This window comes from Streptomyces sp. URMC 124, assembly GCF_051386455.1.
In the GTDB taxonomy this organism is placed as follows: Bacteria; Actinomycetota; Actinomycetes; order Streptomycetales; family Streptomycetaceae; genus Streptomyces.
This window is the reverse complement of the sequence record NZ_JBPQTS010000070.1, coordinates 16829-36397: the sequence shown is the minus strand read 5'-3', so window position 1 is coordinate 36397 and position 19569 is coordinate 16829. Positions and strand designations below refer to the sequence as shown.

Annotated in this window: 14 protein-coding genes and 1 pseudogene; 4 read left to right on the top strand and 11 right to left on the bottom strand. The window is 71.0% G+C overall.

The window, feature by feature from the left end:
* A pseudogene (locus ACSNOG_RS16765) lies at positions 1-844 on the top strand (hypothetical protein); the annotation flags it as partial.
* A 124-nt stretch (positions 845-968) separates the two neighbouring features.
* Here the strand turns inward: ACSNOG_RS16765 and ACSNOG_RS16760 are convergent.
* Positions 969-2696, bottom strand: coding sequence for a BCCT family transporter (locus ACSNOG_RS16760; RefSeq protein WP_436753435.1), 1728 nt, complete (start codon positions 2694-2696; stop codon positions 969-971).
* Positions 2697-2843: 147 nt separating this feature from the next.
* Between ACSNOG_RS16760 and ACSNOG_RS16755 the strand changes: the two genes are divergently transcribed.
* Positions 2844-3974 (top strand): glycerate kinase, encoded by a 1131-nt coding sequence (locus ACSNOG_RS16755; RefSeq protein ID WP_436753434.1) that lies wholly within the window; start codon positions 2844-2846, stop codon positions 3972-3974.
* A gap of 396 nt (positions 3975-4370) precedes the next feature.
* On the opposite strand, the gene pssA is transcribed toward ACSNOG_RS16755, so the two are convergent.
* From pssA to ACSNOG_RS16710, 9 genes are all read right to left on the bottom strand, one after another.
* The gene (pssA, locus tag ACSNOG_RS16750; RefSeq protein ID WP_436721511.1) at positions 4371-5219 is read right to left on the bottom strand and encodes a CDP-diacylglycerol--serine O-phosphatidyltransferase; all 849 of its coding nucleotides are present in this window, start codon (positions 5217-5219) and stop codon (positions 4371-4373) included.
* Positions 5206-5862, bottom strand: coding sequence for a phosphatidylserine decarboxylase (locus ACSNOG_RS16745; protein ID WP_436753433.1), 657 nt, complete (start codon positions 5860-5862; stop codon positions 5206-5208). Before ACSNOG_RS16745 ends, pssA begins: the two co-directional genes overlap by 14 nt.
* A 169-nt stretch (positions 5863-6031) precedes the next feature.
* On the bottom strand, positions 6032-7237 hold the full coding sequence (locus ACSNOG_RS16740; RefSeq protein WP_436753432.1) for an acyl-CoA dehydrogenase family protein: 1206 nt from the start codon (positions 7235-7237) through the stop codon (positions 6032-6034).
* A gap of 1 nt (position 7238) precedes the next feature.
* Positions 7239-7751, bottom strand: a complete 513-nt coding sequence (locus ACSNOG_RS16735; protein ID WP_436753431.1) for a MaoC family dehydratase — start codon at positions 7749-7751, stop codon at positions 7239-7241.
* A 5-nt stretch (positions 7752-7756) separates the two neighbouring features.
* Entirely contained in the window at positions 7757-8779 is a 1023-nt protein-coding gene (locus ACSNOG_RS16730; protein ID WP_436753430.1) for an HpcH/HpaI aldolase/citrate lyase family protein, read from the bottom strand.
* The gene (locus ACSNOG_RS16725; protein WP_436753429.1) at positions 8776-10788 is read right to left on the bottom strand and encodes a protein meaA; all 2013 of its coding nucleotides are present in this window, start codon (positions 10786-10788) and stop codon (positions 8776-8778) included. The genes ACSNOG_RS16730 and ACSNOG_RS16725 overlap by 4 nt, the downstream gene beginning before the upstream one ends.
* Before the next feature lie 10 nt (positions 10789-10798).
* The gene (ccrA, locus tag ACSNOG_RS16720; protein ID WP_436753428.1) at positions 10799-12136 is read right to left on the bottom strand and encodes a crotonyl-CoA carboxylase/reductase; all 1338 of its coding nucleotides are present in this window, start codon (positions 12134-12136) and stop codon (positions 10799-10801) included.
* A 382-nt stretch (positions 12137-12518) separates the two neighbouring features.
* Positions 12519-13358: a TetR family transcriptional regulator gene (locus tag ACSNOG_RS16715; protein WP_436753427.1), complete on the bottom strand. Its 840-nt coding sequence runs from the start codon at positions 13356-13358 to the stop codon at positions 12519-12521.
* A gap of 100 nt (positions 13359-13458) precedes the next feature.
* The gene (locus ACSNOG_RS16710; protein WP_436753426.1) at positions 13459-15279 is read right to left on the bottom strand and encodes a 3-hydroxyacyl-CoA dehydrogenase family protein; all 1821 of its coding nucleotides are present in this window, start codon (positions 15277-15279) and stop codon (positions 13459-13461) included.
* A 364-nt stretch (positions 15280-15643) separates the two neighbouring features.
* Between ACSNOG_RS16710 and ACSNOG_RS16705 the strand changes: the two genes are divergently transcribed.
* Positions 15644-16273 carry a HEAT repeat domain-containing protein gene (locus ACSNOG_RS16705; RefSeq protein ID WP_436753425.1) on the top strand — a complete coding sequence of 210 codons (630 nt, stop codon included), beginning with the start codon at positions 15644-15646 and terminating at the stop codon, positions 16271-16273.
* 57 nt (positions 16274-16330) lie between these two features.
* Here the strand turns inward: ACSNOG_RS16705 and ACSNOG_RS16700 are convergent, their stop codons facing one another.
* On the bottom strand, positions 16331-17221 hold the full coding sequence (locus ACSNOG_RS16700; protein ID WP_436753436.1) for a radical SAM protein: 891 nt from the start codon (positions 17219-17221) through the stop codon (positions 16331-16333).
* Positions 17222-17247: 26 nt separating this feature from the next.
* Here ACSNOG_RS16700 and ACSNOG_RS16695 point away from each other — a divergent pair, with 26 nt between their 5' ends.
* On the top strand, positions 17248-18738 hold the full coding sequence (locus tag ACSNOG_RS16695; protein ID WP_436753424.1) for a recombinase family protein: 1491 nt from the start codon (positions 17248-17250) through the stop codon (positions 18736-18738).
* Positions 18739-19569 lie beyond the last annotated feature (831 nt).

The following is a 19569-nucleotide window of genomic DNA, read 5'->3' as shown; positions in this document are numbered from 1 at the left end:
GGGTGAAGGGGTGCGGGGTGAAGTGACCTCGAAGACCGGCCAGAAGGTGCGCAAGAGCCCTGCGCTCACCGCGCCGGTCGTGGGCCGCTACGAGGCCGGAGCGCAGGTGCTCATCGCCTGTCAGGCCGCCGGGGGGCGGGTGGAGGGCGATGCCCTCTGGTACCGGCTCGCCGACGGGCAGGGGTGGCTGAGCGCCCACTACGTCCATGTGTCCGGGCTGGTGCCGGTCTGCCGGGGCGGGGCCGGCAGCTCCGGCACACCGGCGGGCCCCAAGGGCCAGAAGGACGAGAAGGGGCAGAAAGGCAGCCCCAAGGGGGACGAGGCGCCCGTCGTGGGGCCGGTGACCCTTCCCGCCCCCGTGGGAGGGAAGGACGGCCCCGGCTCCGCGGGGCCCGCCCGACCCGCCGTGCCCGTCCGGCCCGCCCAGCCGGCCAAGCCCACCGGTGCGGCCAAACCCACGAAACCCACGAAACCCACACAACCCAAGAAACCCGCCAAGCCCGCGAAGCCCGCCAAACCCATCGGCGTCGCCAAGCCGGTCGGCCCGGGCGGCACCATGGGACTGCCGAACGTCCCCGGTGCCGCCGGCCGGATGCAGACCGTCGCGCGGGACTACACCGTCCCGGCGATGTCCCTCCGCCAGCTGCTCCGGAGCCCCACGTGCCCCGACGGCACGCGGATCGCCGGAGGCGGCTACTTCCAGCCGGGCGGCCGGATCGGCGGCGTGGAGACGGTCGACGCCTACCCCAGCGTCACCGGGAACGTCTATCTGGTGGGTGTGAACAACACGAGCCCCGCCGCCGTCGACCTGCGGGTCTTCGCCGTCTGCCAGCCGGTGGCCTGACCAGGGCCCGACCGGTGACAGGGGAGCGGCAGGGGAGCGGTGGGGGCCCGTCCGGCATGACGGGCCGCCTGACGCGCCACCGGCCGGACGGCGTGCCGGCTGCGGCGCCCGCCCGGCGGGGGCGCTAGCCCCGCGGCCCGCCGCCCTGGGGGCCCTCCTCGCGGTCGTCGCGGTCGCGGGCGCTTTCGGCGACCCGGCGGAGCCGTGGATGGCGTACGGGCGCGCGCTCCTCGATCGCGTCGCCGACCATCGTGCGCAGTGCGTCCCGCAGGCCGTGCATCGCGTGGTGACGGGTGGGGCCCGCGCCCGGGTCCTCGCGCAGCTCCGCCATCAGCGACCAGCACAGCGCCAGCATCACCAGCACGAACGGCAGCGCGACCAGGATCGTCGCCGACTGCAGCGACTGCAGCCCGCCGGCCACCAGCAGGACCGCCGCCACCGCCGCCATCAGCACCCCCCACGTCACCACCAGCCACGTGCGCGGGTGCAGCGCACCCCGGCTGGAGAGCGAGCCCATCACCAGGGACGCGGAGTCCGCGCTGGTGATGAAGTACGTCATCACCAGCGCCATCGCGATCCACGAGGTGAGCGTCTGCACCGGCAGGGTGTCCAGGAGCGCGAACAACGACGCCTCCGCGCCGTCCTTGACCGTCCCGGCCATGTCGGCGGCGCCCGTCATGTCCAGCCGCAGCGCGCTCCCGCCCATCACGCAGAACCACACCACCGTCGCCCCGCTCGGCACGAGCAGCACCCCGATGAGGAACTCGCGGATCGTCCTCCCGCGCGAGATCCGGGCGATGAACGTGCCCACGAACGGCGCCCACGACAGCCACCACGCCCAGTAGAAGATCGTCCACGCGCCGAGCCACTTCGAGTCGGTGAACGCGCCCGTACGCGTCGCGAGCGTCAGCAGGTCGTGCAGATAGCCGCCGGTGGCCGCGGGGATGGTGTTGAGGACGAAGACGGTGGGGCCCAGGAGGAAGACGAAGAGCATCAGGCAGGCGGCCAGCGCGATGTTGAGCGTGCTGAGCCACTTCACGCCCTTGTGCAGGCCCGAGAACGCCGACAGCACGAACGCGGCCGACAGCGAGCCGATGATCACCAGCTCCAGGGCCGTGGTGTCCTTCACGCCCGTCGTGATGTTGAGCCCCTTGGCCACCTGGAGGGCGCCCAGGCCCAGGCTGGTCGCCGTGCCGAACACGGTCGCGAAGACCGCGAGCAGGTCGATGCCCCGGCCCGGCCAGCCCGCCGCCCGCTCCTCGCCGAGCAGCGGCACGAACGCCGAGCTCAGCCGGTTGCCGCGGCCCTTGCGGAAGCCCGCGTAGGCGAGCGCGAGGCCGGCCATGCCGTAGATCGCCCACGGGTGCAGGGTCCAGTGGAAGAACGAGTACTCGAGCGCGGTGCGGGCCGCCGCCGGGGTGTTGGCCGTGATGCCGCTGCCCGGCGGCGGCGAGACGAAGTGCAGCAGCGGCTCGCCGACCCCGTAGAACATCAGGCCGATGCCCATGCCCGCGCTGAACATCATCGCGATCCACGCGAGGTTGCTGAACTCGGGCTGGTCGTCGTCCCGGCCGAGCCGGATCCGCCCGAAGCGGCTGAAGGCGATGACCACGCACAGGACGAGGAAGACGTCGGCGGCGATCACGAACAGCCAGGCGAAGTTGGACAGCACCCAGCCCAGAGCCGCCTTCGTCACCCGGTCGAAGGAGTGCTTGCCCAGCGCCGCCCACGCGACGACCGCGAGCACCGCGGCGCCGCCGATCGCGACCAGCGCCGCGTCCGGAGGCTCCTCCTTGCCGCCCTGCGCGGCGGGGGAGGGCGGGCCGGCCGGATCGTGCGCATCGGTGCTCATGACGCCCCACTATGGCCGCAAGAGTGCGGAATCGGGCGGACTGGCACGCCGTGCACGGCCATGGGCAAGGGCGGATCGGGCCCGGTAGGGTCCAGCCCGCGCGGCCCTGCGAGGGCGGGCCGGGCCCGATGCGAGGGGTGGCGCGCCATGACGGACGCGGTACGGGTGCTGATCGCCGCGGACAAGTTCAAGGGGTCCCTGACGGCCGCCGAGGTCGCCCGGCACCTCACGGCCGGGCTGCGGCGCGCAGCGGGCGGCCCCCGGCGGCTCGCCGTCACGGCGCTGCCCGTCGCCGACGGCGGGGACGGCACGGTCGACGCCGCCCTTGCGGCCGGGTTCGAGCGCCGGGAGGTGCGGGTGACGGGGCCGGTGGGGCGGCCGGTCACCGCGGCGTTCGCGCTGCGCGGCGCCACCGCCGTCGTGGAGATGGCCGAGGCCTCCGGGCTGCGGCGGCTGCCCGGCGGGGTCCCCGCGCCCCTCACAGCCACCACCTACGGCACGGGGGAGCTGCTGCGGGCCGCGCTCGACGCGGGGGCCCGCACGGTGATCCTCGGGATCGGCGGCAGCGCCACCACCGACGGCGGGGCCGGGATGCTGAGCGCGCTCGGCGCGCGGCTCCTCGACGCCTCCGGTGCGCCCCTCGGGCCCGGCGGCGCGGCCCTGGCCGGCCTCGCCGCGGCCGACCTCTCCGGGCTCGATACGCGCCTGCGCACGGCCCGGCTCGTCCTCGCGAGCGACGTCCGCAACCCCCTGACGGGGCCGGAGGGCGCCGCGGCCGTCTACGGCCCGCAGAAGGGCGCCGGGGCGGGTGACGTGGCCCTGCTGGACGCCGCCCTCGCGCACTACGCCGCCGTGCTCGACGGCGGCGCGCTCGCGGGCGCGCCCGGCGCGGGTGCCGCGGGCGGGCTCGGGTACGGGGCGCTCGCCGGGCTCGGCGCGGGCTTCCGGCTCGGCATCGAGGTCATGCTCGACGTCCTCGGCTTCGCCGAGGCCCTCGAGGACGCCGACCTCGTGATCACGGGGGAGGGCTCCCTGGACGCCCAGACCCTCCACGGCAAGGCGCCCGCGGGCGTGGCCGCGGCGGCCCGCGAGCGGGGGGTGCCGGTCGTGGCGGTCTGCGGCCGCCTGGCCCTGGAGAGCTCCGCGCTCCAGGGCGCCGGCATCACCCGCGCGTACGCCCTGACGGACCTTGAGCCGGACCCCGAGCGCTGCATGACCCTGGCCGGCCCCCTGCTGGAACGCCTCGCAGAGCGCATCGCAACGAACCACCTGCCGTAGGCCCGGCACCGCCGGTCACCTCCGGTGGGGTTGCTCGCCGTCGCGGCGGGGGGTGAGAGGCAGAGCCTCTCGGACCACTTCCGTGTGCACGGCACCGCCGGACCGCGTCGCGGTGGTGCTCGCCGTGGCGGCGGGGTGAGTGGCCGGGGCCTTCGGACCGCGGCACGCCGAGCATTCTGCCCCCTCTGGCGCAGGCAGGGAAAAGGCCGTCGCGGCGGCGCGTGACCCCCACCGGAGGTGACCGGCGGTGCTCGGGCCGCCTCAGGGGCGGGTGGGGCACCGCGCATGCCCTGGCGCCGTCCGCGCCCGCCCCGCGTCGGCGCGGAAACGCCGAGTGGGGTGGTCCGAACCCTTTGGTTCGGACCACCCCACTCGTGGTCACCCGCGACGCAGTCGCTACGGAAGCTGCGTCGCCCTCGCCTCGCGGCGGTTGTCGCGGAAGGTGTTCACCCGGCGCGCCGTGGCGAACAGCGGGATCACCGCGCCCAGGACCACCTGGAGCGCACAGCCCGTCTGGAGCAGGAGCTCACCGCCGGGGGCGTCGAACGCCCAGGCGGCCAGCAGGCCCATGCTGAGCACGATCCAGCTGAGCATCGCCACCGCGAGGCGCCCCCGCGGCTTCGGGTACTCGACCCGGCTCACCATCAGCCACGCCACGCCCACGATCGCCAGCAGCGTCGGGACGAAGGGCAGCTCCAGGAGCACGATCGAGACGACGGTCAGCGCCCCGAAGGGGCTCGGCATGCCCTGGAAGATGCCGTCCCGCAGCTGGACGCACGAGAAGCGCGCCAGTCTGAGGACGACCGCCAGGAGGACCACCACGGCCGCCACGGCCGACACCCGCTGGTGGGCGTCGTCGGCGACCATGCCCCACACGACCACGAAGTACGCCGGGGCGAGCCCGAAGCTGATCAGGTCGGAGAGGTTGTCCAGCTCCGCGCCCATCGCCGAGCTGCGCAGCTTGCGCGCCACGAGCCCGTCGAAGAGGTCGAAGACCGACGCCAGCAGCATCAGTATCACCGCGGTGGCCGCGCTGTGGCGGGCCATGCCGCCGTCCTCGTTCCCCGTGAGGTGGGGAATGAGGACGCCGGTGGTGGTGAAGTACACCGCCATGAACCCGCAGATCGCGTTGCCCAGCGTGAGCGTGTCCGCTATTGACAGCCGCGTGGACAGCGGCATGGCCTCCGCGTCCTCGGCCTCGTCCGCCTCGGGCACCCAGGATGCCTCTTGATCAATCACGGTCAAGGCGTGTCACCCCCGCCGTGGTCTTCTGGCCGACCTCCACCGCGACCTCGACGCCCTCCGGGAGGTAGATGTCGACGCGCGAACCGAAGCGGATCAGACCGATCCGCTCGCCCTGCTCCACCTTGGTGTCCGCGGGGAGGTAGGGCACGATCCGGCGGGCGACGGCGCCGGCGATCTGCACCATCTCGATGTCACCGAGCTCGGTGTCGAAGTGCCAGACGACGCGCTCGTTGTTCTCGCTCTCCTTGTTGAACGCCGGAACGAAGCCGCCGGGGATGTGCTCGACCGACGTCACGGTGCCGGCCAGCGGGGCCCGGTTGACGTGGACGTTGAGCGGGCTCATGAAGATGGCGACGCGGGTGCGGCCGTCCTTCCACGGCATGATGCTCTGCACCACACCGTCGGCCGGGGAGATGACCCGGCCCTCGGCGATCTCGCGATCGGGGTCGCGGAAGAACCACAGCATGCCCGCCGCGAGCGCGGTGGTGGGCACGGCCAGCGCGGCCCAGCGCCCGGAGCGCCGGGCGCGGGTGAGGCTGACCGCCGCCGTGGCGACGGTCGGAAGAAGCCACGGCGATGCTCCGCGCGCGAGGCGTACGCCGGCGAGGCTGTCGCGGTGTGCAGAGGAAGAGCTGTGGGGCATGGGTGACCTTCGTAGCGGAGGGTGCCGCGAAACGATTGGGGGACGGCGGCTTTCCGGGGATGCTATCGGTTGCGACCGGCAACTGGCTAAGCGCCGGGGCCAGTCCGTGGCCGAACTCCGATGACTGGGTGTGATCTTCTTCTCGGTCAAATCACCCCAATCGGAATATTTATCCCTGGATCCGGTACTCCTCGAGTAGCCGGCGGCCGATGATCATTTTCTGGATCTCTGCCGTCCCTTCACCGATGAGCAGCATGGGGGCCTCTCGGTAGAGGCGCTCGATCTCGTACTCCTTGGAGAACCCGTATCCGCCATGGATGCGGAACGCGTCCTCCACGACCTCCTTGCAGTACTCGGAGGCCAGGTACTTGGCCATTCCGGCCTCGAGATCGTTGCGACGGCCCGAGTCCTTCTTCCGGGCCGCATTCACCATCATCGCATGCGCCGCTTCGACCTTTGTCCCCATTTCGGCAAGTTTGAACTGGATGGCCTGGTGTTGCGCGATGGGTTTTCCGAAGGTGTGCCGCTGCTGCGCGTAGGCCGCACCCAGCTCGAACGCACGCTGGGCGACGCCGCAGCCACGTGCCGCGACATTGACCCGGCCCACCTCGACGCCGTCCATCATCTGGTAGAAGCCCCGGCCCGTGACCCCGCCGAGCACCCGGTCCGCCGGAACCCGCAGGCCGTCCATGATCAGCTCGGTGGTGTCGACGCCCTTGTAGCCCATTTTGTCGATCTTTCCGGGGATGGTCAGCCCCGGCTTGACCTCGCCGAACCTCGGCTCCTTCTCGATCAGGAAGGTGGTCATCGACTTGTGCGGGGCGGTCCCCTCGGGGTGGCCCTCGTCCGTCCGGCAGAGCACCGCCACCAAGGTCGACGTGCCGCCGTTGGTCAGCCACATCTTCTGGCCGTTCAGTACGTACGCGTCGCCGTCGCGCACGCCCTTCGATGTGATGGCCGACACATCCGAGCCCAGGCCCGGCTCCGACATCGAGAAGGCGCCCCTGATGTCGCCCGCCGCCATCTTTGGCAGGAAATAGTCCTTCTGTTCCTGGGTGCCGTGCTGCTTGATCATGTAGGCCACGATGAAGTGGGTGTTGATGATCCCCGACACGCTCATCCAGCCCCGGGCGATCTCCTCGACGCACAGCGCGTATGTGAGAAGAGACTCACCCAGGCCGCCGTACTCCTCCGGGATCATCAGCCCGAAGACCCCGAGTTCCTTCAGGCCCTCGACTATCCGGGTGGGGTACTCGTCGCGGTGCTCCAGCTCGGTGGCCACCGGAATGATTTCTTTGTCGACGAAGTCACGGACCGTCGAGAGGATTTCCTGCTGGACGTCCGTCAGCCCGTCGGTCTGCGCCAGGCGGCCCATCTCACTTCTCCCGGATGATCGGCTCGGGACGGCCGGGCTGCTCCCCGCCGCGCTCCTTGATGTACGTGGCGGTGGGCACCATCACCTTGCGCCGGAAGACGCAGACCACGGTGCCGTCCTGCTTGTAGCCGATGGTCTCGACGTGGACGATGCCGCGGTCGCTCTTCGACTTCGACGGCGTCTTGCCGAGCACCTTCGTCTCGCCGTAGATCGTGTCGCCGTGGAAGGTGGGCGCGACGTGCTTGAGCGACTCCACCTCCAAGTTGGCGATGGCCTTGCCCGAGACGTCCGGGACGGACATGCCCAGCAGGAGGGAGTAGACGTAGTTGCCGACTACGACATTCTTCCCGAAATCGGTCGTCTGCTCGGCGTAGTTGCTGTCCATGTGCAACGGGTGGTGGTTCATGGTCAGCAGACAGAACAAATGGTCGTCGTACTCGGTGACGGTCTTTCCGGGCCAGTGCTTGTAGACGTCGCCGACGGTGAACTCTTCGTAAGTCCGGCCGAACTGCATCGTGCTCAGGCCTCCGGGATCTCGAACTTCGACGTGCGCGTCATGCCCGCCGCACGGCCCTTGCCCGCGATCACCAGCGCCATCTTGCGGCTGGCCTCGTCGATCATCTCGTCGCCGAGCATCGCCGAGCCCTTCTTGCCGCCGGCCTCGGAGGTGCACCAGTCGTAGGCGTCCAGGATCAGCTCGGCGTGGTCGTAGTCCTCCTGCGTGGGCGAGAAGACCTCGTTGGCCGCCTCCACCTGGCCGGGGTGCAGCACCCACTTGCCGTCGAAGCCGAGCGCGGCCGCGCGCCGGGCGACCTCCTTGTAGCCGTCGACGTTCTTGATCTGCAGGTACGGGCCGTCGATGGCCTGCAGGTCGTGGGCGCGGGCCGCCATCAGGATCCGCATCAGGATGTAGTGGTAGGCGTCCGCCGGGTAGCCGGGCGGCTGCTCGCCGACGACCAGGGACTTCATGTTGATCGAGGCCATGAAGTCGGCCGGCCCGAAGACGATCGTCTCCATGCGCGGCGACGCGGCGGCGATGGCGTCCACGTTCACCAGGCCCTTGGCGTTCTCGATCTGCGCCTCGATGCCGATGCGGCCGACCTCGAAGCCCATCGTCTTCTCGATCTGCGTCAGCAGCAGGTCCAGGGCGACGACCTGCTGGGCGTCCTGCACCTTCGGCAGCATGATGCAGTCGAGGTTCGGGCCCGCGCCCTCGACGACCGTGACGACGTCCCGGTACGTCCAGTGGGTCGTCCAGTCGTTGACGCGCACGACCCGGGTCTTGCCCGTCCAGTCGCCGTTGTTCAGCGCGTCGACGATCGAGTGGCGGGCGCCCTCCTTGGCCAGCGGGGCGCAGGCGTCCTCCAGGTCGAGGAAGACCTGGTCGGCGGGGAGGCCCTGGGCCTTCTCCAGGAAGCGCGGGTTGCTGCCGGGGACCGCGAGGCACGAGCGGCGCGGGCGCAGCCGGTTCACCGCATCCGAAGGGGCAGCCGCGAAGTGGCTTCCACCCGGGGTGGTGGCGGGAGACGGGTGGGCAGTCATGCGGGGACCTCCAACGGGTCGAGGTGGTTCGCTTTCCGGATCTCGTCGACGATACGGCCGATGATCTCCGTGATGCCGAAGTCCTTGGGGGTGAAGACCGCGGCGACGCCGGCCGCCCGCAGGGCGGTGGCGTCCGCGGACGGGATGATGCCACCGACGATGACGGGGACCTCCTCGGCCCCCGTGGCGCGCATCCGCGCCAGCACGTCGGGCACGAGCGCGGCGTGCGATCCGGAGAGGATCGACAGGCCGACGCAGTGCACGTCCTCGGCGACGGCCGCCGAGACGATCTGCTCCGGGGTCAGCCGGATGCCCTGGTAGACCACCTCGAAGCCGGCGTCGCGCGCGCGGACGGCGATCTGCTCGGCGCCGTTGGAGTGGCCGTCCAGGCCGGGCTTGCCGACGAGCAGGCGCAGTTTGCCGCTGCCCAGCTCGTCGGCGGTGCGGGCCACCTTGGCGCGGACGGCGGCCAGCGGGGTGCCGGCCTCCGCCGTGACCGCCACGGGGGCGCTGCTCACGCCCGTGGGGGCCCGGAACTCGCCGAAGACGTCGCGCAGGGCCCAGGACCACTCGCCGGTCGTCACGCCCGCGCGGACGCACTCCAGGGTGGCCGCCATGAGGTTGTCCGTGCCCGCCGCCGCCTTCTTCAGCGCGGACAGCGACTCCTGCGCGCGGGCCTCGTCGCGGTCGTCGCGCCAGGCGTGCAGGGAGGCGACGACGCGGGCCTCGTTGGCCGGGTCCACCGTCATGATCGCGGTGTCGAGGTCGGCGGTGAGCGGGTTGGGCTCGGTCGACTCGTAGCAGTTGACGCCGACGATCTTCTCCTCGCCGGCCTCGATCCGGGCGCGGCGCTCGGCGTGCGAGGAGACCAGCTGCGACTTCAGGTAGCCGGACTCGACGGCCGCCATCGCGCCGCCCATCTCCTGGATCCGCTCGATCTCCGCCAGGCACTCGTCGACCAGGCCGGAGACCTTGGCCTCGATCACGTGCGAGCCGGCGAAGATGTCGTCGTACTCCAGCAGGTCGCTCTCGTGCGCGAGGACCTGCTGGATCCGCAGGCTCCACTGCTGGTCCCAGGGGCGCGGCAGGCCGAGCGCCTCGTTCCAGGCCGGCAGCTGCACGGCGCGGGCGCGGGCGTCCTTGGAGAGGGTCACGGCCAGCATCTCCAGGACGATGCGCTGGACGTTGTTCTCCGGCTGTGCCTCGGTCAGGCCGAGGGAGTTGACCTGGACGCCGTAGCGGAAGCGGCGCTGCTTGGGGTTCTCGATGCCGTACCGCTCGCGGGTGATCCGGTCCCAGATGCGCGAGAACGCCCGCATCTTGCACATCTCTTCCACGAACCGGACGCCCGCGTTGACGAAGAACGAGATGCGCGCGACGACGTCGCCCTTGCGGTCCTCGGGGACCTGACCGGAGGCGAACACCGCGTCGAGCACGGCGATCGCGGTGGACATCGCGTACGAGATCTCCTGGACCGGAGTGGCCCCCGCCTCCTGCAGGTGGTAGCTGCAGATGTTGATCGGGTTCCACTTCGGGATGTTGTTGACCGTGTACGTGATCATGTCGGTGGTCAGCCGCAGCGACGGCCCCGGCGGGAAGACGTGCGTCCCGCGCGAGAGGTACTCCTTGACGATGTCGTTCTGCGTCGTCCCCTGGAGCTTGGTGATGTCGGCGCCCTGCTCCTCCGCGACCACCTGGTACATCGCCAGCAGCCACATGGCGGTGGCGTTGATGGTCATGGAGGTGTTCATCTGCTCCAGGGGGATCTCCCGGAACAGCCGCCGCATGTCACCGAGGTGCGCGACCGGCACGCCGACCCGGCCGACCTCGCCGCGGGCGAGGATGTGGTCGGAGTCGTAGCCGGTCTGCGTCGGCAGGTCGAAGGCGACCGAGAGACCGGTCTGGCCCTTGGCGAGGTTGCGCCGGTAGAGCTCGTTGGACGCCTCGGCGGTCGAGTGCCCGGCGTAGGTCCGCATGAGCCAGGGCCGGTCTTTATGACGTTCCGTCATCGCAGTCGGCTCACACGTTCCGGAAGCGGTTGATGGCGTCGATGTGCTTCGCCCGCATCTCCTCGTCGCGGACTCCCATGCCCTCCTCGGGAGCCAGCGCGAGCACGCCGACCTTGCCCTGGTGGAGGTTGCGGTGCACGTCGTACGCGGCCTGCCCGGTGTCCTCCAGGCGGTACGTCTTCGACAGCGTGGGGTGGATCTTGCCCTTGGCGATGAGGCGGTTGGCCTCCCACGCCTCGCGGTAGTTGGCGAAGTGCGAGCCGACGATCCGCTTCAGCGACATCCACAGGTAGCGGTTGTCGTACTCGTGGTTGAAGCCGGAGGTGGAGGCGCAGGTGACGATCGTGCCGCCCTTGCGCGTGACGTAGACCGAGGCGCCGAAGGTCTCGCGGCCGGGGTGCTCGAAGACGATGTCGACGTCCTCGCCGCCGGTCAGCTCGCGGATGCGCTTGCCGAAGCGCTTCCACTCGCGCGGGTCCTGCTCGTGCTCGTCCTTCCAGAACTTGTAGCCCTCGGCCGAGCGGTCGATGATCGCCTCGGCGCCCATGGCGCGGCAGATATCCGCCTTCTTGTCGCTGGACACCACGCAGATGGGGTTGGCGCCGCCCGCGAGCGCGAACTGGGTGGCGTACGAGCCGAGTCCGCCGCTCGCGCCCCAGATCAGGACGTTGTCGCCCTGCTTCATGCCGGCGCCGTTGCGGGAGACCAGCTGGCGGTAGGCGGTGGAGTTGACCAGGCCCGGGGCCGCCGCCTCCTCCCAGCTGAGGTGGCGCGGCTTGGGCATCAGCTGGTTGGACTTCACCAGCGCGATCTCGGCGAGGCCGCCGAAGTTGGTCTCGAAGCCCCAGATGCGCTGCTCGGGGTCGAGCATCGTGTCGTCGTGGCCGTCGGCGGACTCCAGCTCCACCGACAGGCAGTGGGCGACGACCTCGTCGCCGGGCTTCCAGGCGTTGACGCCGGGGCCGGTGCGCAGGACGACGCCCGCGAGGTCGGAGCCGATGACGTGGTACGGCAGATCGTGCCGCTTGGCCAGCGGGGAGAGCTTGCCGTAGCGCTCCAGGAAGCCGAAGGTGGACAGCGGCTCGAAGATCGAGGTCCAGACGGAGTTGTAGTTCACCGAGCTGGCCATGACGGCCACGAGCGCCTCGCCGGGCCCGAGTTCGGGCACCGGCACCTCCTCGACGTGCAGCGACTTGCGCGGGTCCTTCTCGCGGGTGGTCAGCCCCTCGAACATGCCGGCCTCGTCCTTGTGCACGGTCACCGCGCGGTAGGACTCGGGGACGGTCAGGGCTGCGAAGTCCTCGGACGTGGTGTCCTGCGCGAGGATCGCGTCGAGTATCTGGTTCACGGTATTGCCTCCGGCGAAGCACGTCGGGAAACGGCTTGAGGGAACGTCGGGGGTGGTGCAGAGGGGTGGAGCAGAGGCGGTGCCGTCGGTTCGGCGGTGGTGCGGGGCGGTGCCTGGTGCGGGTGATGCGGCGCCGGTGGGCGCGCTGGGAATGCCTGTGACGCAGGCGTCCGGGCGCACAACGTTCTTGTGGGGACAGCCGGCGCACGACGAGTGGTGTCTGCGCGCCGGCCGCCCGGACACGCACAACGTAATGGCACGGCGTGCCACACGACAAGACACTCGGTGCCAACAATTTCTCTCAGATGTCATCTGGAAGGCACGTATGAGCAACGAAGGCCGCCCCGAGGGGCGGCCTTCGTTGATAAATGAGCGGTTATGTCTACTTCTTCTTGAGCGCCTTCTCGATCGCCCGCATGACCTCGTCCAGCGGCGCGTCCGTCCGGGCCACCGTCACCAGCACCTCGCCCTCCGCCCGCGCCGAGGCGGCCGGGCCGTCCTCCGCCCGGGCGCGCCCGGCCCCGATGCCCGTGCCGAAGGTCTCCCGCACGATCGCGAAGGCGTGGTCGAGCTGGGCCTCCACGTCGCCCCGGCCGCCGCCGCGCAGCCAGCGGCGCAGCACGTGGTTGTGCGCGGTGACGACGGCCGAGGCGGCGACCTCGGCGAGCAGCGGGTCGTCGTCGCCCACGTGGTGGGCGCCCTCGTCGAAGTGGCCGAGGAGGTAGCGGGTGAAGAGCCGCTCGTAACGGGCCACGGAGGCGATCTCGCGCTCGCGCAGGGCCGGCACCTCGCGGGTCAGGTGGTAGCGCTCCACGGAGACGGCGGGGGAGGCCGCGTACATCCGCATGACCTCCTTGATGCCCCGGCAGACGGTGTCCAGGGGGTTCTCGTGCGGCGGGGCCGCGTCCAGCACCCCCGCGGCCCGGACCAGGGTGTCGTCGTGGTCGGGGAAGATGGCCTCTTCCTTGGAGCGGAAGTGGCGGAAGAACGTGCGGCGGGCGACGCCGGCCGCGGCGGCGATCTCGTCGACGGTCGTCGCCTGGTAGCCCTTCGTCGCGAACAACTCCATCGCGGCCGCGGCGAGTTTGCGGCGCATGGTGAGCCGCTGGGCGGCGGCGCGGCGGCTGCCGGCGCTCTCGGTGTCGGGGTGCGGGTCTCTGGTCTCGCGGGGTACTTCTCCGGCCGTGCGCGGGGTGCGGACGGCCTTGGCGGGCTGGGGCATGTGGGGAACGTAACACGCGTCCGTACGGGCGTGCCGGGGCGGACCGTCCGCCGGTTCGAGCAGTCCGCCCCAGCCCACGTCACGCTCGCGCGCGGTCCCGTCAGGCCTTCGCATACTCGCGGAAGCCGCGGCCCGTCTTGCGGCCCAGGCAGCCCGCCGCCACCAGGTGCTCCAGCAGGGGCGCCGGAGCGAGCCCCGGGTCGCGGAACTCGCGGTGCAGGACCCTCTCGATGGCCAGGGAGACGTCCAGACCCACGACGTCCAGCAGCTCGAAGGGGCCCATCGGATAGCCGCCGCCGAGCTTCATGGCCGCGTCGATGTCGTCCGGGCTCGCGTAGTGCTCCTGCACCATCTTCACGGCGTTGTTCAGGTACGGGAACAGCAGGGCGTTGACGATGAACCCGGCCCGGTCGCCGCAGTCCACGGCGTGCTTGCGCACCGTCGCGCAGACCGCGCGGACCGTCGCGTGCACGTCCTCCGCGGTCAGGACCGTGCGGACCACCTCGACCAGCTTCATCGCCGGCGCCGGGTTGAAGAAGTGCATCCCGATGACGTCCTGCGGGCGCGAGGTGGCGCGGGCGCAGGCGACGACCGGCAGCGAGGAGGTGGTCGTGGCCAGCACCGCGCCCGGCTTGCAGATCTTGTCCAGCGTGGCGAACAGCTGCTGCTTGACCGCCAGGTCCTCCGCCACCGCCTCGATCGCCAGGTCGACGTCGGCGAGGGCGTCCAGCGACCCGGCCGGCTCGACGGCCGCCAGCGCCGCCTCCCGCTCCGCCGCCGTGATCCGGCCCTTCTCCACCGAGCGCGCGAGCGACTTCGCCACCCGCGCCCGGGCGGCCTCGGCCTTCTCCTGCGAGCGCGCCGCGAGCACGACGCGGTAGCCGGCCTTGGCGAAGACCTCGGCGATGCCGCTTGCCATCGTGCCCGACCCGGCCACGCCGACCGCCCGCACCTCGCGCGCCGCCGCGGTCCCGCCGCCGCCCGCGCCCGGCGTCTGCGCGTCGGGCACCACCACGGCCGAGTCCGGCCCGTCGTAGGTGTAGAAGCCGCGGCCCGCCTTGCGGCCGGTCAGGCCCGCCTCCGCCAGCTGGCCGAGGACGGGCGCCGGAGCGTGCAGCCGGTCGTGGGAGGCGGCGTACATGGCCTCCAGGACCGTGCGCGCGGTGTCGATCCCGATCAGGTCGAGCAGGGCGAGCGGGCCCATCGGCAACCCGCAGCCCAGCCGCATCGCGGCGTCGATGTCCTCGCGGGTGGCGTAGCGCGCCTCGTACATCGCGGCGGCCTGGTTGAGGTAGCCGAACAGCAGCCCGTCGGCGACGAAGCCGGGCCGGTCGCCGACCGCGACGGGCTCCTTGCCCAGCTCCCGCGCCAGCTCGGTGACGGCCGCGACCGCGGCGGGCGCCGTGAGCACCGAGGAGACGACCTCGACCAGCTTCATCGCCGGCGCCGGGTTGAAGAAGTGCATGCCGAGGACCCGCTCGGGCCGGGCCGAGTCGGCGGCCAGCCGGGTCACGGACAGGGCGTTGGTGCCCGTCGCCAGGATCGCCTCCGGGCGCACGATCGCGTCCAGGGCGGTGAACACCTCGTGCTTGACGGCGTAGTCCTCGGGCACGACCTCGATCACCAGGTCCGCGCCGGCCGCGGCCTTCAGATCCGTGGCCGTGCGGAAGCGGGCGAGCGCCGCCCGCCGCTCGTCCTCCGTGATGCGCTCGCGGCGCACCGCGCGGGCGGTGGCGTGCTCCAGGGCCCGGACGGCGTGCGCCGCCGCGGTCTCGGAGACGTCGATGCCGGTGACCTCGCGGCCGGCCCGGACGAGGACTTCGGCGATGCCGGTGCCCATGGTGCCGAGGCCGACGACGGCCACGGTCCGCAGGGGGGAGGGGGAGGAGAGGGACGGCTCAGGGGTGGACGTACGGTCCATCGCGAGACTCCAGAAGGTGTTCCCCGGGCGCGGGGATGCATCGGTCGGTTGCCGGTGCAGGCGGGCGGCCCGGCGGGCCGCGGCGGCTGCGGGAATTTCCGGGTGCGGGATTTCCGGGTACGGGTAAGGGGCGACCACGGAAGGGGAGTTGTACGACCGGCAGGCCCTGTCCCGGGGCCGTGCCGTACTCGACGGGCCGAACCGACGAACCGACGTCGAAAGCAGCGGGCGGCTGCGTCACCAGGCCGCCCGAGCGGGGGTGCCGCTCTTGCCGGGAGATTAACTCACGGGTAACCAAGAGCGCCAGGGGCGGGGCCGGCGACTTACGATGTGGCGCAGGCCACTCGGGGAGGAGAAGCGGGCAGTGACAGGAGCCGAGAGGGCAGAAGAGGAATTCCGTGCGCTGGTGAAACGGGTGCGGGCCGAACTGGGCACGTCGGCCGAGTTCTCGGAGTTCGAGCGGCTCCTCGCGCTCGTCCGCTCCCGCGACGGCGGGCCGCCCGCCCGGCGCGCGCGGCGCGACGAGCTCGCCGAGATCCTGCTCGCCCCCGAACAGCCGCTGTGGGCCCGCGAGATCGCCGCCTTCGTCCTGGGGGCGGAGGGCGACCGGCGGGCCTTCGAGACCCTGATCCTGCTCCTCAATTACCGCGAGCCGGTGCGCTGCGCCACCGCCGCCTTCGTCCTGGCCCGCCTCGGCGACCCCCGCACCGCCCGCGCGGCCGCGGCCCTCGCCACCAACCCGCTGCGCACCGCCTACGCCCTGCACCCCGTCCGCCTGCTGACCGAACTGCGCGCCCCCGAGTCCGTCCCGGCCCTGCTGTCCACGCTCGAACGGCTGCTGGCGGCCCGCGACCACTGCTGGCCCATAGCCCGCGCCTGCGTGGAGGGCCTGGGCGCCCTGGGGGACCGGCGCGCGGAGGACGCCCTGGTCGCGGCCCGCGGACACGAAAGGCTACGAGCCGCGGCGCAGGAGGCGCTGGAGCGGCTCATGTGACCGGTGGGATGAGGCCGGCGCGCCACGGCCGCCCACCGGACCGGTGGGCTTCAGGCTTCACAGCAGGGTCAGCTGGGTCGCCTGTGCGGTGCCCGTGGCCGGATCCGGGTGCGGTGCCGGCGGGGCGGGGATGCGGCGGTGCTCTCCGGGGGCCGTGGGGCCTATGCCGAACTCGGTGGCGTATTCGTGGACTTGCCGGGTGATGCGCCGCTGGTACCACTTCGGGGCGTAGGCGCCGTCCGCGTACATCGTCTCGTAGCGCCGCACCAGGTGCGGGTGGTGGCGGGCCAGCCAGGCCGTGAACCACTCGCGGGCGCCGGGGCGCAGGTGCAGCACGAGCGGGGTGACCGAGGTGGCACCGGAGGCGGCGACCGCGCGCACCGTCGCCCGCAGCTGCTCGGGGGAGTCGCCGAGGAAGGGGATGACCGGCGCCATCAGCACCCCGCAGGCGATGCCGTGCCCGGTGAGCGTCCGGACGGCGTCGAGCCTGCGCTCGGGGGAGGGCGTGCCGGGCTCGACCGTGCGCCACAGCTCGCGGTCGAGGAAGCCGACGGAGACCGACACCCCGACGTCGGTGACCGCGGCGGCCTCGCGCAGCAGCTCCAGGTCGCGCAGGATCAGCGTCCCCTTGGTGAGGATCGAGAAGGGGTTCGCGCGCTCGCGCAGGGCGGAGATGATGCCGGGCATCAGGCGGTAGCGGCCCTCGGCCCGCTGGTAGCAGTCGACGTTGGTGCCCATGGCGATGTGCTCGCCGCGCCAGCGCGGGGCGGCCAGCTCGCGGCGGAGCGCCTCGGGGGCGTTGACCTTGACGACGATCTGGGTGTCGAAGCCGAGGCCGGTGTCCAGGTCCAGGTAGCCGTGGGTCTTGCGGGCGAAGCAGTACACGCACTCGCAGAGGTTGGAGTCACAACGGGTGACGCTGACCGGTGTCCTTACCGATCGTCGCAGGTAAGGGGCATGATCCTATGGACTCCATGAGGGTCTTCACATATCGCCGCATCTCCCGGGTGACGGAGCGCACCACCAGCATCGAGCGGCAAGGTGAGCACTGCGCCGCTGAGTGCGACCGGCGCGGGTGGAAGATCGTGGACGACTTCGCCGACGAGGGGGTAAGCGGCGCGACGGACCCGGAAGACCGTCCGGCCATGTCCAAGATGCTGGCCAGGCTGGACGAGGTGGACGCCATCGTCTTCTACAAACTGGACCGTCTGTCCCGGTCCACTCTGGCGTTCGCTGAGCTTATGGAGCGGTGCAAGGTGGCCGGGGTCGCCCTGGTGAGCTGCACTGAACCGCTCGACCTTTCCTCTCCGATGGGCGTTGCCATGGCGGAGATCATCGCTGTGTTCGCAAAGCTGGAGCGCGCCATGATCCGTGAGCGTTCGATGGACGCGCGCCGCAAGGGGCTGGAGTCCAACAAGTTCGTCGGGGGCCGCTTCCCGTACGGGCTCACGCCCGCGCCTCACCCGTCCGGCAAGGGGCGGGTTCTGGTGCGCGATGCGGAAGCGGTCGAAACCATACGGCGCATGGCTGCGCGGGTGGTCGCAGGGCACTCTGCATCGGCAATCGCGCGGGAACTGAATGAGGACAAGGTGCCCACGTCGCGGCAGCAAGGGGCCACGGCGAAGCGTGCGGGCGGCCATGAGGTGCGGGACACCTATTGGCGCGGCAACGCGGTGCGGGCGATCCTCCGCAATCAGGTGCAGTTGGGCTACCGGATGGGCAAGAACGACCGACCGGAGACCGGACCGGACGGGTTGCCGCTTGTCGTCTGGGAACCGGTGCTCACGTGGGAGGAGTGGGAAACGGTGCAAGCGGCCCTCGACACCATGGAGGTCACCCGCACGCAGCGCCATGACGCGTACTGGTTGCAGGGAGTCACGCGATGCGGCGTTTGCGAGGCGCGCCTGACTCAGACCGTTGCGCACGGGCACAAGGGGCTCAAGTGCTCGCGGCCCAACGAGCAGCGCCACAAGCCCGCGCCGTTCATCCGGGTTGACGACCTTGACACGTGGGTGAACGAGCACATGACGACCGTCTACGGCCGTATGCGGGTGATCGAGAACGTATGGCACCCCGGTAGTGACAACCGCCAGGAACGGTCGGCAGTCGCGTCTGCGATCAAGGCCATGCGCGCGGATCGGGAGGCAGGGCTCTACCGGGGCTCTGAGGACGAGGAAGAGTACCGGGACCGGATGTCGGCACTGCTTGCACGCCGTGACGTGCTGGAGACGATCCCGGAGACCGAACCGCATTGGGAGACCCGCGACACGGGCCGTACGTTCGGGGACGTGTGGGAGTCATCGACACTCAGCGCACGGGCCGCACTGCTGGCTAACGCGGGGCTCGTGGTCCGGGTGGAACCTGCGGGCGGTAAGCGTCTGCCTGTGGGGGAACGCGCTCGTATCGAACCCGAGGATCCTGCAGCAGCCGCACTTGAGGCGATCGCGAGGGAAGAGGGCTTGTAAGCCCATCTGAGCGCTGTTCACGGCCCGTTGCTGGGGATTCCTCGGCGACGGGCCGTTCGCCTTTCCGGGGGCCGCACACGCCTCACAGAGGCGCTGGCTGGTGGCTGCCGCTCTGCGATGACGTCGCCGCGGAGGAGCGATCCGAGGCTGCGCCCCCGCCCGGCCAGTTGCCGTTGCGGCGGCCACGTAGCAGCCCTCTACGGCTCTGACGCTCGCCCCGGGTGGGCTTCTGCTGGCCGGGGCTTTCGCGCTCGCACGTAGGCGTACACGACCCTCGGCACTCTTCCCAGCTCCCGGGACGGGCAGGGACTGCCCTGCAGCGGGCCGAGGGAGACGGAGTGACGGTTTACACCACTTTTTTAGAAACACATAAAAAACCTAACAAGAAGAGAGAACGGGACCTCAAGTGGCACCGCACCACCGGTCGTCTGCTTCGGGCAAGGCTTGCTCTCCACTACAGCCCGGAAGAAAGGCCAGTCCCCCATGTGGGAGGCAAGGGTTGCTCTCCACTAAGACCGGAGTCAGGTTGGCTGAGCCCGCTTCGCGGCGGCATCGGCAAGGCTTGCTCTCCACTACTTCCGAGAGCGGGATTACCGTGCACCCACCCCGAGGGATTGACCTCGCCTGCAGATGGGCTTACAGAGCTTCCCTACCTTTCCACGGGCCCCGAGCGCAGGCCAAGGCCACTCAACAGCGGGCTGGTGTTGGAGTGGTGGTTACCACCACTTTTTTAGAACACATAGAAAAATAGAGAAGAAGAGAGATCGCTACCTCAAACGGCACTGAACCACCAGGGAGCAACCCCCGGCAGGAATCTGTCCGTCTCTACAG